General features: G+C 33.7%; 17 protein-coding genes. 1 reads left to right on the top strand and 16 read right to left on the bottom strand.

Annotated features, from left to right (window positions below; genetic code table 11):
- Positions 1-53: 53 nt before the first annotated feature.
- The 4 genes from MWH28_RS08610 to MWH28_RS08595 all read right to left on the bottom strand — a co-directional run bounded on the left by MWH28_RS08610 (position 54) and on the right by MWH28_RS08595 (position 3673).
- Complete coding sequence (locus tag MWH28_RS08610) at positions 54-494, bottom strand: phosphatidylglycerophosphatase A family protein (protein WP_248618953.1); 441 nt, start codon at positions 492-494, stop codon at positions 54-56.
- Positions 487-1029, bottom strand: a complete 543-nt coding sequence (gene pgsA / locus MWH28_RS08605) for a CDP-diacylglycerol--glycerol-3-phosphate 3-phosphatidyltransferase (RefSeq protein WP_248618952.1) — start codon at positions 1027-1029, stop codon at positions 487-489. The genes MWH28_RS08610 and pgsA overlap by 8 nt, the downstream gene beginning before the upstream one ends.
- Positions 1026-2354 (bottom strand): 30S ribosomal protein S12 methylthiotransferase RimO, encoded by a 1329-nt coding sequence (rimO, locus tag MWH28_RS08600; RefSeq protein WP_248618951.1) that lies wholly within the window; start codon positions 2352-2354, stop codon positions 1026-1028. The genes pgsA and rimO overlap by 4 nt, the downstream gene beginning before the upstream one ends.
- A 209-nt stretch (positions 2355-2563) precedes the next feature.
- Entirely contained in the window at positions 2564-3673 is a 1110-nt protein-coding gene (locus MWH28_RS08595) for a DUF362 domain-containing protein (protein ID WP_248618950.1), read from the bottom strand.
- 127 nt (positions 3674-3800) lie between these two features.
- Here MWH28_RS08595 and MWH28_RS08590 point away from each other — a divergent pair, with 127 nt between their 5' ends.
- On the top strand, positions 3801-3974 hold the full coding sequence (locus MWH28_RS08590) for a hypothetical protein (RefSeq protein ID WP_248618949.1): 174 nt from the start codon (positions 3801-3803) through the stop codon (positions 3972-3974).
- A 3-nt stretch (positions 3975-3977) separates the two neighbouring features.
- Here the strand turns inward: MWH28_RS08590 and MWH28_RS08585 are convergent, their stop codons facing one another.
- The 12 genes from MWH28_RS08585 to kamA all read right to left on the bottom strand — a co-directional run bounded on the left by MWH28_RS08585 (position 3978) and on the right by kamA (position 14365).
- Positions 3978-4427, bottom strand: coding sequence for a hypothetical protein (locus MWH28_RS08585; RefSeq protein ID WP_248618948.1), 450 nt, complete (start codon positions 4425-4427; stop codon positions 3978-3980).
- 272 nt (positions 4428-4699) lie between these two features.
- A complete protein-coding gene (locus MWH28_RS12985; protein ID WP_248618947.1) occupies positions 4700-5827 on the bottom strand; it encodes a LysM peptidoglycan-binding domain-containing protein in 1128 nt (375 codons plus the stop codon).
- A 149-nt stretch (positions 5828-5976) separates the two neighbouring features.
- Positions 5977-6276 (bottom strand): DUF2103 domain-containing protein, encoded by a 300-nt coding sequence (locus MWH28_RS08575; RefSeq protein ID WP_248618946.1) that lies wholly within the window; start codon positions 6274-6276, stop codon positions 5977-5979.
- Between the two features lie 265 nt (positions 6277-6541).
- Complete coding sequence (gene argH, locus MWH28_RS08570; RefSeq protein ID WP_248618945.1) at positions 6542-7918, bottom strand: argininosuccinate lyase; 1377 nt, start codon at positions 7916-7918, stop codon at positions 6542-6544.
- 15 nt (positions 7919-7933) lie between these two features.
- Positions 7934-8440, bottom strand: a complete 507-nt coding sequence (locus MWH28_RS08565; RefSeq protein ID WP_248618944.1) for a GNAT family N-acetyltransferase — start codon at positions 8438-8440, stop codon at positions 7934-7936.
- Positions 8433-9638 carry an argininosuccinate synthase gene (locus MWH28_RS08560; RefSeq protein WP_248618943.1) on the bottom strand — a complete coding sequence of 402 codons (1206 nt, stop codon included), beginning with the start codon at positions 9636-9638 and terminating at the stop codon, positions 8433-8435. Before MWH28_RS08560 ends, MWH28_RS08565 begins: the two co-directional genes overlap by 8 nt.
- 232 nt (positions 9639-9870) lie before the next feature.
- Positions 9871-10731, bottom strand: a complete 861-nt coding sequence (locus MWH28_RS08555) for a sensor histidine kinase (protein WP_248618942.1) — start codon at positions 10729-10731, stop codon at positions 9871-9873.
- Positions 10718-11200 carry a hypothetical protein gene (locus tag MWH28_RS08550; RefSeq protein ID WP_248618941.1) on the bottom strand — a complete coding sequence of 161 codons (483 nt, stop codon included), beginning with the start codon at positions 11198-11200 and terminating at the stop codon, positions 10718-10720. Before MWH28_RS08550 ends, MWH28_RS08555 begins: the two co-directional genes overlap by 14 nt.
- A 120-nt stretch (positions 11201-11320) precedes the next feature.
- Positions 11321-11443: a cyclic lactone autoinducer peptide gene (locus tag MWH28_RS08545; protein WP_248618940.1), complete on the bottom strand. Its 123-nt coding sequence runs from the start codon at positions 11441-11443 to the stop codon at positions 11321-11323.
- Entirely contained in the window at positions 11433-12068 is a 636-nt protein-coding gene (locus MWH28_RS08540) for an accessory gene regulator ArgB-like protein (protein WP_248618939.1), read from the bottom strand. The genes MWH28_RS08545 and MWH28_RS08540 overlap by 11 nt, the downstream gene beginning before the upstream one ends.
- Before the next feature lie 184 nt (positions 12069-12252).
- Positions 12253-13113, bottom strand: a complete 861-nt coding sequence (gene ablB / locus MWH28_RS08535; protein ID WP_248618938.1) for a putative beta-lysine N-acetyltransferase — start codon at positions 13111-13113, stop codon at positions 12253-12255.
- A complete protein-coding gene (gene kamA, locus MWH28_RS08530; protein WP_248618937.1) occupies positions 13094-14365 on the bottom strand; it encodes a lysine 2,3-aminomutase in 1272 nt (423 codons plus the stop codon). Before kamA ends, ablB begins: the two co-directional genes overlap by 20 nt.
- Positions 14366-14424 lie beyond the last annotated feature (59 nt).

Genomic DNA, 14424 nt, shown 5'->3' with positions numbered 1-14424 from the left:
TCATCCTCTTCTTTTAAATTCACTGAAAAAGAGTACAACCAAAAGCTGTACTCTTAAACAAAGAATAAGATTAATCTCAATAATAAATTAGCCATAATTCCAGCTAAAATATCATCAACCATAACTCCAACTCCACCTTCTAATTCTTGAAATTTATTAATTGGAGGTGGTTTTAAAATATCAAATAATCTAAATAAAACAAACGCAGGAATCAACATATTAATTCCTAAGCCATAAATTGCAATTACAAATCCAACAATTTCATCAATCACAATCTGTTGAGCATCCTTCTTACCAAAAAATTTTTCAGCACTATCAGCCAGATAAGTCCCTACTACTACTAAAATAAAGACTAGTGGAAAATTGATTTCAAAACCAAATATTAACCACAACCAAGTCAAAGCTAACCCTACTATAGTTCCAACTGTCCCTGGAGCTACTGGACTAAAGCCACTATTAAATCCTGTTGCTAGTAACCTGATTAGTTTATTCATTATCATCATCCTTAATTAATTTTTTAGATTTGATTAAGTAGTCTAATCCGGAAATAATAGTTAAAAATACTGCAATCCATAATAATAAGCTAGCATAAGGCAATTGTATAATAAGCGCAATCACTGCAAAAATCTGAGCATTAGTCTTATATTTACCTAAATTACTCGCAGCAATTACAATCCCTTCCGAAGCTGCTAAGACTCGTAAACCAGTTACAGCAAATTCTCGTCCAATGATAATAATAGCGGGCCAAGCTGTAATATCTCCTAAGTCAACCAAAGCAATCAAAGCAGCCGAAATTAATAATTTATCAGCCAAAGGGTCAATAAACTTTCCTAATTTAGTAACCAATCCTCTCTTCCGAGCAATATAGCCATCTATTCCATCGGTAATAGCAGCTATTATAAAGACCCCTACAGCAATATACCTTCCATATGTTTGATAACCTTCAATGCGAAATAATAAAAATGCCATAAAGATTGGAACCAGTAAAATTCTAATTAATGTCAATCTGTTGGGCAAATTTAACTTCATTTAACCTCCACTCCCATTAAATCATATTCATAGGCATCAACAATCTCAACCTCAATCAACTCACCAACTTCTGCAGTTGAATCCTTAACATATACAACTCCATCAATCTCGGGTGCATCTCGTTCAGTCCTACCAATCACTAATGGTGCTTCTTCAGCTTGAACCTCTTCTACTAAGACAGTTACTTGCTTTCCAATCCACTCTTGATTACGCTGATAAGAGATCTCTTGTTGTAATTTCATAATCTCTTCATATCTTTCTTCTTTTACTTCTTCTGGAATTTGCTCAGCCATTTTAGCAGCTGGAGTTCCTTCTTCTTGCGAATAAGTAAAGACACCTAATCGATCAAATTCTGCTTCTGTAACAAAGTCAATCAAATTTTGAAACTCTCTTTCTGTCTCACCAGGAAAACCTACAATCAAAGAGGTTCGTAGTGAGATATCTGGTATTTTGGCCCGTAATTTCTTAATTACAGCTAAAATATCATCTTGACTACCAGTCCGGTTCATCCTTTCTCTAATCGTAGCATCAGCATGTTGAACGGGCAGATCGAGATAATTACAGATCTTATCCTCAGCAGCTATTAATTCAATCAATTGATCAGTTAAATGACTCGGATAAGCATATAATAACCTAAACCACTTAATACCTTCAACCTTAACTAACTCCTTCAATAACTCAATCAACTTAGATTCACCATATAGATCAAGCCCATACTGAGTAATATCCTGAGCAATAATATTGACCTCTTTAACCCCTTGTTGGGCCAACCTTTCAGCCTCATCAACAATTGTTTCAATCGATCTACTCTTTAAAGTCCCTCTCAATTGAGGAATCACACAATAAGAACAACAGTTATTACACCCTTCTGCTATCTTCAGATAAGCAGTATAATTAGGACTTAAATTACTTTTAGGTAGATAGCGATCGTAATCAAAATCTGGATTCTCAACCTCTATCCTTTTTGCTCCTTCTAAACTCTCCTCAATGACCTCTACAATCTGATCGAAATTTCCTGTTCCTAAAATAGCATCAATCTCTGAAATCTGCTCTTCTAACTCTTGACTATACCTTTGTCCTAAACACCCTGTTACTATTAATAGTTTACAAGTACCTTCTTGTTTATACTGGGCCAACTCTAAAATCGAATTAATTGATTCCTCTTTAGCATCATCAATAAACCCACAAGTATTGACAATCAATACATCTGAACTCTTATAATTATCTACTACTTGATAACCTGCTTCAGCAATCAATCCTAACATAATTTCAGAATCAACCTGATTTTTTGAACATCCTAAACTCAATAGACCTACCTTGATCATTATCCAATTCCACTCCTTCTAAGATTGCATCAATTATTATTACAGTTTCTAAGCCAAATCTATAATACTGATCAGCTATCTTAACTCCTGATTTATAGACTAAAGACAGCAAGTCAACTTGCTGTCTTTATCTAAATCTATTATATACTATTTATCCCTTTAATTCAAAACAATTTTGCTTGACAATCCAAATTTAGTTTAATCTAACATTAATCGATTTCGATCAAATTATAGTCTCGATTCCCTAACCCAATCTTCTCTCCATGCCTTAACTGTGCTTCCCAATCCACTTCAGGGTGTACACCTCTAAATTTATCTTCTCCAGGAGCAAAGTTATTTATTAATGCACTATCTTGATTACCTCGTTGTTGATTAACCAGATCAGCAGATGCTTGATCAATTGCTACCGGATCCTTAGCAGCTAAGATCCCAATATCATTAACAATCGGTTGATCTGTCCAACCACAACAATCACAATCAGGTGAAATATCAAGGACAAAATTTATATACCCTACCTTCTCCTCTTTACCTTTGACCACTCCTAAAGTAAACTCTGCCATTCTTTCTTGGACAGCAACTGGAGCATCATCCCACTGGACTGAAATAGCATCTGTCGGACAGGTTACTACACATTCTCCACAACCTATACACTTCTCTAAATCTATTTCACTGACCTCATTGATTACAAAAGCATCCTGAGAACACCACTTTTTACACTTACCACAAGTAATACATTCTGCACTAGCAACCTCTGGCTCTACAGCAGCATGCATCATCTGCTTGCCACTTCTACTACCTAAGCCCATTCCTACATTCTTGATCGCTCCACCAAAGCCTGTCAATTCATGCCCTTTAAAGTGGGCCAAACTGATCATCCCATCTGCTTGTACAATCTCACTCCCAATCTTAACTGCATTAAAGTGTTCACCATCTATCTTTATCTCAGAAAAGTTCTTCCCAGTTAATCCATCAGCAATAATCAACGGTGCTAAAACTGTAGAATAACCAAATCCATTAGCTATTGCTGTATTTAGATGATCTACAGAGTTGGCCCGTGCTCCTGAGTATAAGGTATTAGCATCTGTCAAAAAAGGCCTTCCTGCTTCTTCTTTGATCTTTTCTACTATCCTTCTAACAAAAAGTGGTCTAATAAAAGCATTATTTCCTAACTCTCCAAAATGGAGTTTGACCCCACATAAATCATCCTGATCTATTAGTTGATTAAAATTAGCTGCGTCAAATAATCTAGCTAGCTTATTAACTAAATTATCCTGTTTATTGTTGGCCCTTAAATTACAAAAATAAACATCACTTTTCACTATTTTCCCCTCCAATATTTTTAGTTATACTACAAATATTATAAACTAATAACTATTTTTACTAACATTATTAGTCTAGTCTTGACAAATAATATAAATGAATTCATCACTAAGGAGGATAACTAATATGCTAGATTATACAAACTTAAATGGTCTAAAACAGATAGTAACAGATCTTAAAAGAATTCAAAGTCAAGAAGCCAAAGATGTTAGATATATCAAAGAAGACGAATTAGATGGTGTCATCAATCTACTCAAAGCTATTGTTAATACAAAGGAATTTAATGAGAAACTAAAGTAAAACTTAATAGTACAAGCTAAGTAATGATAAAGCATTAAAAGCATATGCAAATTCTAATAACCCCAACATTAATTTTAACCTTTGCTTTTTATTATAATCTTTCCTATCATGTTTGATTCTTGCTTCAAAGTCATCAACAGAACTTATCACCAATTTTCGACCCAATTTAAAAAGACAGATCAAGATTAGTCCATAACTCAAAATTTGTAACAGTAGATAATTTTCAAATAAGATCGAATTAGCTATGTAATATAGAATTAAGAATAGATAAAAAATAAAGTTAACAAACTTTAACATCAAAAAAGGATTCTTCTGTTGGCCGGCCAACTTTAATTGAGACTTTATATCCTCATATTCAGTAATGTAATCGTCAAAACTCTTCGTATTATCTTTTAATTTAACAATAATAGCTATAATATATACTAGCGATAAAAATCCTATATACTGTTTCATAATTCTCCCCCTTATTTCAAAATCCGAGGAATAAATTCCTCGGATAACTTTTTTATTTACTATACAAACTGATCTATAATAAGCACTTCCTTTGCGTCAGCTTAATATATTTTTCTAACTAAAATCTTCTTAATTGATATAGCTTAAGTTTAAGTCCAAGTCTAAGTTTAAGTAAAAACTAAAAGTCTTTATATTTTTAACGGTTGACTTAGACTCAATCTCAACCTTAAACTTAAGCTGTTTTGTAACAAAATTTAAAAATAAACACAGATTTAATAATCTAATGGCTCCTGAGTAGGATCAAAATCAGATTCCTCTTCTTTTTCTTCCTTCTCATCTTCTAGTTCTTCTTCATTTAAATTTAAGGTTAACTCTTCTACTTCTTGTAATAAAAATTGATAATTACTTTCCAACTCTTCAATCGTCTTTGTTTTTTCAGTTATTCTTTGCTCATATTCATCAAGCCTCATCAAAGCAACTAGTCCTTTAGACTCTTCACCCAAGCTTGGGCCATCATCTTTAGCTGTTAACTGATAAGCCTTTTCAACTAATTCGGAAATTTCTTCTTTTCGTCTCTGATTAGCTTGATAACTAACATAAGACAAATAATAAAAATAAGCTGGGTAGTTTATGTAATAATTCTCTACTTGAGGAATATAAATTTTCTGCTCAGGGTAAATTCGATTTGGGTTTTGAAGATGATTATTTACCTCAACTAACAACTGCAATGGAATATTATGTTCTCTAGCTAGGCTGAATAAACTATCTCCTTCCTCAGCTCTAATAACAAAATTATTATCAAAAATATCCGTTTTAGTCCCTACAGTTAAATTTAAATAATCATAAACCCCTTGCATCAAAATCCTCTCTTCTAATTCCTTTAAATTATCTTCTGCTACCTCTTCTCCACTTTCAATCTCTTCCAAAACTTGCTGATCATAACCCCTGCGATTATGTGGTAAATCAATATCAATTTCGACAGGAGGTAGATTAATAGCTAAATAATTAGCCAAACCAAGTAATGTGTCGACTTTTCTTTTAGCCTGCAATTGATAATTATCTGCTTGCATCTTAAATTTTTCTCTAAGATCTTCTTGAGCAAAGTCCAACTTTTCCTCACCAGCTATAAATGCTTCCTTTAATTTTATATCCCGTTCAATTTCTGCTGCCAGTAATAGGCTCTTTAAATAAACTGATTTAGCCATATAATCTGAATAAGCTAGGTCATTTAAAATAACTTGATCTAAATGTTGTTTAGCTTGAGACCAATCCTGACTTTCAAAAGCCATTACTGCTTGTTTATAATTTTCAAAAGCTAAATTTCGAGCATGACCAACTTTAGTCATCATTAGACTAATGAGCAATACCAATACAATTATAACTTTTTTATTCCTGCTCACCATAAAGACACCTCCTCGTTTCATTTTTCAGTCAACTCTCAATTATCAACTATAAATTATTATTCCTTTTATTACTTCTAGATTATCATTAAATATCCTTTAAAATGAATATGGCATTACCGAATAAAAATCAGTAATACCATTATCTTTTATTTAACAAGCTTTCGCTCCTTCATTACCTCCATTGCTTGGTCAGGTTCATCTGTTACTACAAAGACTTCCTGAACGGAAGAACTATTTTTAGCTAATACTTTGACTCCACTGGATGTATTATACTTCAATTTTAAATGCGGAGGAATTCCACTTCCACCACGCCGATTAATCCGCCCCGGAATAATACTCTTAACTATAGCTAATTTAGATAAATTTTCTAATAGTGGTAATACATCTTCTATAATTGTATGCTCTCGTTTGATTTTGTTGGCCCGATACTTATTATCCTTACTCATTTCAATCCTCCTTCCCACTTCCTCACCCCTATTATATTATAAAAAACGTCATTATCCAAAGGTTAATCCATTTTATCACAAAAATTAAAGTTTTTAAAGCAAGTAACTAACAGAAAAGAAAATGACCTTCGGTCATAGTCTAAGTCTAAGGCTAAGTCTAAGATTAACCAAACCATTAAAAATAAAAATTATCCACAACCTCTAAAAAGCATAAATTTCCTAAACAAACAAAAGGGTTAGGACTTAAGTCCTAACCCTTTTGTATTTATTCATCACTTATTATTTCTTTTTCTTGAACAATTACCCGTTCAACTTCTTGTTGTGCTGGCCCACCGATCGTACTTCGAGCATCTACACAATTTTCAATTGCAATAGCATCATAGATATCCTCTGCAAATACTTCAGAAAAATCATTCCATTCTTTTAACTCTAAATCTGATAAGTTTTTGTTATTCTCAATACAGTATAAAACTGCTTTTCCTACTATTTCATGAGCTTCTCTAAAAGGTACTCCTTTATCTACTAAATAATCAGCAACATCAGTAGCATTAACAAAGCCACCCTCAGTAGCTTCTTTCATCTGTTGTTGATTAAAGCTAGTATTAGCTAGCATGCGAGCAAAGATTTCTAAGCTAATCTTTAAAGTATCTACAGTATCAAAAAGTCCTTCTTTATCTTCCTGCATATCTTTATTGTATGCTAAAGGTAACCCTTTCATAGTAGTCAACAGTTGCATTAAATGTCCATACACCCTACCAGTCTTCCCCCTAATCAACTCAGGAATATCTGGATTCTTCTTTTGAGGCATGATACTACTTCCAGTACAGAAAGCATCAGCTATCTCCACAAATTCAAATTCAGAAGATGACCATAAAATCAACTCCTCACTTAAACGGCTTAAGTGCATCATTACCGTAGCAGCAATACCTAAAAATTCAATAATAAAGTCTCGGTCACTGACTGCATCTAAACTATTTTGACTGATTTCAGAAAAGTTCAATTCTTGAGCAACATATTCACGATCGATTGGAAATTTAGTACCAGCTAATGCCCCAGAACCCAATGGTAAGACATTAACCCGTTGATAACAGTCAGCTAAACGCTGCTGATCACGTTTCAATTTCTGTTGATAAGCTAACAAGTGATGGGCCAACCTAATTGGCTGAGCTCGCTGCAGATGGGTATAACCAGGCATAATAATCTCAATATTATCTTCTGCCAACTCCAATAATGTTAATTGTAAATTCTTAGTCAACTCTGTAACCTGCTCAATCTGATCTCTTAGATATAACCTAATATCTAAGGCAACCTGATCATTTCTGCTCCGAGCTGTATGTAACTTCCCACCTACTTTTCCTATCTTCTCAATCAATCTTCGTTCAATATTCATATGAATGTCTTCTAACTCAACTGTAAATTCAAAATCACCTGCTTCAATCTCAGCTAAGATCTCCTTTAATCCTGTAACTATCTGATCTTTATCTTCTACTGAAATAATATCACTCTTAGCTAACATCTTAGCATGAGCAATACTTCCTTGGATATCATATTGGTATAATTTATAATCAAATCCAATTGAAGCATTAAATTCTTCTACTAATTGATCTGTACTCTCAGCAAATCTGCCATCCCATAATTTCATCCGACTACCCCCTTCTTAACTCAACCTCTTACTAATTATTGCCCGAGTATAATCACTTTTATTCTCTAATCCACTAATCTGATACCCTAGATTCTGATAAAATCGTAATAATCTTTTTAATTGATACGCAGAATGGAGCATAATCTCCTCTCCACCACAAGCTCGAACCTGCTGTTCAACAGCAGCAACCAACTTAGAACCAATCTTTTGGCCCCGATATCCAGCTAAGACTCCTAATCTACTCAAATAAAACTTCTTCTCAGCTAAAGAATAATAACGAACCGAGCCAACAGGTTCGTTATTATAAGTAGCTACTAAGACTTCTTTAGTTACAATATCCTCTTTAACATCCTCTTTTGTCTCTAATAATGCAGGAGAAACCGAAGAATTAGTAGGAACATTATAATCTTGAAAGATCCGCTTAGTCAGATCAAAGACTAATTTAACATCTTGACTGGTAGCTGTTCTAATTCTAACTTTCTCTTCCTTCGTTTTCTGATAGCTTAAAGCTAATTTACTCATTATGGATCTTTCCATGAACCTTCAATGGTAATCCAAACAGTTCAATAAATCCAATCGCTGATTCATGATTAAATGTATCAGACTTATCATAAGTAGCTAAGTTTTCTTGGTAGAGTGAATTATTAGACTCTCTACCGACTACCGTACAACTACCTTTATATAACTTAACTTTAATAGTTCCATTAACATATTGTTGTGTATAATCAACGAAAGCATCCAACGCTTCTCTAAGTGGAGAGAACCACTGACCATAATAGACCAATTCAGAATATTTATCTGCCACTGCTTGCTTATAGTGAGCTGTCTCTCTATCCAAGACTAAATCCTCTAACTGACTGTGAGCCTCCTGTAATACTGTATAAGCTGGCACTTCATAAATTTCTCGCGACTTAATTCCTACCAGACGATTCTCTACCATATCAATTCTGCCCACGCCATGCTTAGTAGCAACTTCATTTAAAGCAAATACTAAGCTTACTGGATCTATCTCTTCTCCATTCAAAGCAACTGGTTCTCCATTCTTAAATTCAAGCTCTACATATTCAGGCTGATCAGGTGCATCCTCAGGAGCAGTAGTGATTTGATAAACATCCTCTGGTGGTTCTTGAGCCGGATCTTCTAAGATTCCACATTCAATACTGACCCCTAACATATTTCGATCGATACTATAAGGGCTCTCCTTAGTAGCCCCTACTGGAATCCCTTTCTTTTCTGCATACTCAATCTGTTCTGGTCGCGAATTAAATTCCCATTTTCTTAATGGAGCTACAATCTCAATCCCTGGAGCTAAAGCTTGAAATGAGACATCAAAACGTACCTGGTCATTTCCCTTTCCAGTACAACCATGAGCTACAGCATCCGCTCCTTCCTTTTTAGCTACTTCAATCATCTTTTTAGCAATCAAAGGTCGAGAATAAGCAGTAGTTAATGGGTACTTATCTTCATAAATTGCTCCTGCTTTTAATCCCTTAAATGCATACTCAGTTAAAAATTCTTCTTTTAAATCGTCAACATAAGCTGCAACTGCCCCTGTTTCTAAAGCTTTCTCTTTAACCGGTTCCAAAGGTTCATTCTGCCCTACATCGGCTGAATAAGTAACAACTTCTACACCATATTTATCTTGTAACCATTTGATAGCTACTGATGTATCCAACCCTCCCGAATAAGCCATAACAATCTTATTGATCTCTTTTTTCATCTTAATTCCTCCTTGATTTATGTTGAAACTATATTTTTTTAAGTTGATTGTTGTTTATTATTATACATCCGAATGAATAAAAATTCAACAACTAATTTGAATTTCTCTTCTTTATTTCAGCACAAGAGCGATTAATCCTTCAATTTTTCATAATTAGTAGTTTTAATTTTAGTTAGATTCAATCTTAATTATATCTCGTTAATCAATTATTTATTCAATTTAATCTTAATTTTTAGTTACTAATCCTTTTCTTTTTTAATAAAACTGAAAACTCAGTTCCATAACCTGCTTCACTTCTTACTTCAATCCTTCCCCCATCCTCTTCAATTAAAGATTTAACGATATATAAACCAAATCCCCTACCATCATCTTTAGTAGAAAAACCAGGCTCCAATATCTTCTCTAGCACATCTTGTTCTATCGTTGGCCCGCTATTCTTAACCCTTAATAAGTAGTCATCTTCTTGATCCTTCCCTATAACTTTAATCACTTTCTCGCCATTAAAAGATTTAGTAGCTTCGATAGCATTATCAACTAAATTACTTACTATCCGAAAAAGCTTATCCAAGGATAAATTTACTTCCCTAAGCCCTTGGTCAATTTGATAGTCAAAATCTATCTTTGCTTTAACTGCCTCCAACTTCTTAGGAATCAAGAGTGAATCCAAAATAGAGCCATCCTCTCCTAGATTATTATATTTAGTAGTAGCCAAATCTTTATTTAAAGATCTAATATACTCTTTAATCTCTTCAGTCTTATCTAGTTGTGCCATCCCATAGATTGTCTGCAGGTGATTGGAAAAATCATGGGTTTGGCTCCTAAAAGCCTCGATCATCTTCTTCTTTTCCTCAAGTTTAACCTCTTGAACCTTATAATCCAACTCATATTTAACCAAATTAAAGATTTTTCTGATTATAATCATAGATAAGATCGATAAACAGACCGCCATAAATAAGATTATTCTAGTTAAGTAATTATCTTGAATATTTATTATTTCTGATATTCGCCACTGATGAACCCACAACAACAAAAAAGATTGCAACAATAAAGTAAGAACCAAAGCTTTTATTTGCAACTTGCTAGATTCGATCATACTTTTCACTCCCCAAATCAATGATCTTCAGCTCAAAGAAATGAACCAAGATCGCTCCAATAACCAGTCCAAATTGAGTCATTAAGAGTATTATGTAAGAGATCCATGAACTGCCAGCAATTAGTTCTTTTAAACTTATACCAAACTGCTCAACAACAAACCCTAAGACAAACGATTCACCGATCAATAAAAAAATCCAGCCCAGCAATGTAGCTGTAGCAGCAACCCATAACTCAACCTTAACTATGAATTTAATTAATAAAACTAAAAACAGAAGTAAGATTAGTGAATGAAACCCATAAAGTCTAATTAGATTTCTTAACACCCACAGCCCTAAGATATAGAGCAGCCCTACTTTTAAATAATCTTTAAAACCTGTCTTAACCCCCACTAATCCTAACCCTACATAGCTCATCAACAAAACTTCGACTAAAGCAACTGTCAGTAATATACCAGTAGCTATCTCCATTAGCTCCCCTCCTTGACTATTTAATTTAAAATTACTCTTGTAAGTGCTAAATAATCTACTATCCCAAAAAATCTACAAACCGAATCTTATAGTTCTATAAGATTCGGTTTGTACTTAAGACTACTTATCCTCTTTTAACGACTGCGGTACCTCTGGCTGATATAAAGACAATCCAGATGCAGAAGCCACATTGGCCTTAGCAGCTTTTTTCAATAGCTCAGCCACTACCTTTTTAGCTTTCATATTCTTTCACCTCCTTTCTATACTCTCTACCAAAAAGCCTATAAGCTACAGGAGTAATCCCAAACAACTGCCAACAGGCTCCTAATAGGCCAGCTAAAATCAGACTAGCACTTGTCCCAGTTAAGTACAACAAATAGTATACTATCTGAAAAGTAAAGAAAACAATAAAAGAATATCTCTTTAACTTACTTCTCTTAGCTTGTGAAGTTATAGGCTTTTCCTTAACCCCAACCGGTGCATAAAGATATAATACTAAAAATCCAACTAAAAGGACTAACCAAAAGAATATAATCACATTTTCACCTAGAATAGGCCCTACATATTTAGAGATAAGTCCTATACTCGTAAAAATAGTAACCGCAGTCAAAACACAATTTCTTAAGCAACTAGCATGAACACCTCCTGAAAACACCTTGATCAAAGAAGCTGTAATAGCTGCTGTTAAAGCTAAAGTCCTAACCCCTAATAAAGAAGAAATAATAATGATAAATAAATAATTAAGTAAACTTGATAAAACAACCTGCAGACCATAATCTAAAACTGCTTTTTCTTGGTCAGAACTTTCTGTAAATATCCTGTCAATTAACTTTTCACTCATCAACTCAAACCTATCTTTAGTAACCATTTTACACCACCTTCTCAACTCTTAATTATTACTCTCAATCTAAAACAAGTTTATTTTGTCATTTTTTATATTTATTACATAGCTTAACTATTAATTTAGATATTAATCATTAAATACCTGCATCTATAGTGGAAATTGCCAGATTAAAACTAAAAAAAGGAGCAGCAAAGCTGCTCCCTAAATATCAAATTACCTTACTCCAGACATTCATATCTTCAAAACCACCAGCAATATTACAATTTTGAATCAATCTTCCTGTATATTCATAATTAAGACTACTAAAAATCTTATTAATTCCAAAAACGTTGGCCCGGGCAATCGTATAAAGTGATTTGTAATTATTACTCTTTAGTTCTTTTTCTAATCTATTTAATAAATATGCTGCTAATCCCTGACCTCTATGCTCAACATGAGTAGCAAAATCAGTCAACTCTGCATTCTTATATTCTGCTACTGTCTCGGCTGCTGCAGCTGAAACTATCTTTCCTTCTTTACTAATGACTCCATAGATAGTGCCCTTCTGCCTCATCTGCTTTAAATAATCTTCTTTCTTAATTGGATAAGGATAACTGGTAAAAACATCATCATATAAGTTAGACAATTGAGCCAAATCATTCTCAGTAGCTATTCTAAAATTATATCCAGCTGGTAAAGTAAATTCATCATCCTGCTCACTAGATTTAACCTTGCTTATTAATTGTTCCTTTTTTCTTCTATCTTGGCTCTCTTTTCTATCTTCAGTTAAATAGAAAGCCATTAAGATTGCATCTTCTGAACCATAAAATGCCTTCACAACTGCCTCAGATTCAAAACCAATACTTTTAAATTCTTCTTCATCTTCAGCATGAGCTTTGACCCAAATCTTAGTTAAATTTCTACTGTTAGCAATAGCTATTAATTCTTTTACGAAACCTGACAAATTGCTTCCTTGATACTGCTTAATCACAATCCGCTTATTCAAAAAAGATAGATTAACTTGAGCTTGATAATTAGTTCCTGTTAAATTAAGCAACTCATCTTGCTTCTTATCCATTATAGCTTGCATAACTTCTTTCACCTGTCTTTAAGCTAATTACATCATCTTCTTCATCAAATAAACGTTCTAATCCTACTTTTTCCTGTTCTTCATCTTGCCCATCGAAAGGTTGCTCACAAATATTACATTCTGGTGGACAATTATGTGGTCTAACTTCTGGCTCAGTATAAACTGTAATTGTTCCTTCAAAATTCCTCAAGATCGTCTTCCGGCTCGATGAAGATAATAAATAATTAGGGGTTACTGGTATTTTTCCACCTCCACCAGGAGCATCAACTACATAACGAGGTACTGCCATGCCAGAAGTATGACCAATCAAATGCTCCATAATCTCTATTCCTTTAGCTACCGGTGTCCTAAAATGCTCAATTCCTTGCGATAAATCACATTGATACATATAATACGGCCTGACTCTATTTTCAACCAATTGATGCATCAAGTTCTTAATTATTTCAGGACAATCATTAACATCCCGCAACAAAACAGTCTGATTCCCTAAAGGAACTCCTGCATTAGCCAGTTTATCTAATGCCTGTTTAGATTCTACGGTTATCTCTTGTTCATGATTAAAGTGAGTATTAATCCAAACCGGGCCAACATCTTGTAACATCTCCACTAAAGAATCATCAATCCTCTGTGGTAGAACTACAGGAACCCTACTTCCAATTCTCACTACTTCTACATGTGGTATTTCCTTCAATTTAGTAATAATCATTCTTAATTTCTCCAGATCAACTAATAAAGGATCTCCACCTGATAATAAAACATCTCTAATCTGAGAATTATTTTTTATATAATCAATCCCTTGCTCAATTTGAGCAAAATCAATCGGTTGTTTTTCATCTCCAACCTTTCTTTTTCGAGTACAATGGCGACAAAACATTGAACATTCATTAGTCACTAATAATAAAACTCGATCAGGATAACGATGAGTCAAACCATCAACTGGAGAATGTTCATCTTCACATAATGGATCATCCATTTCATAATTAAAGTTATCCAATTCCGACTTATCTGGAATTGCCTGTTTTTTAATCGGACAGTTTTTATTATCAAAATTGATCAATGAAGCATAATAAGGAGTAATCGACATCGGAAAGATTTCAGTTGCTTTTTTAATCTCCTTAACTTTAGTTTCAGAAAGATCAAACTTACTCGTCAATTCTTCTACAGTTGTAATCCTATTTTCCAATTGCCAACGCCAATCATTCCATTCTTCTTCAGTACAAGCCCATTCTTCCTTAATTTCAGTAAGATTCACCTATTATCTCCTCCCAAAAATTAGCTTATAACAAAAAAATCTGAGCACTTAGGATCACT

This window comes from Natroniella sulfidigena (assembly GCF_023223645.1).
Taxonomy (GTDB): domain Bacteria; phylum Bacillota; class Halanaerobiia; order Halobacteroidales; family Halobacteroidaceae; genus Natroniella; species Natroniella sulfidigena.
This window is presented reverse-complemented; position numbering and strand designations above follow the sequence as displayed.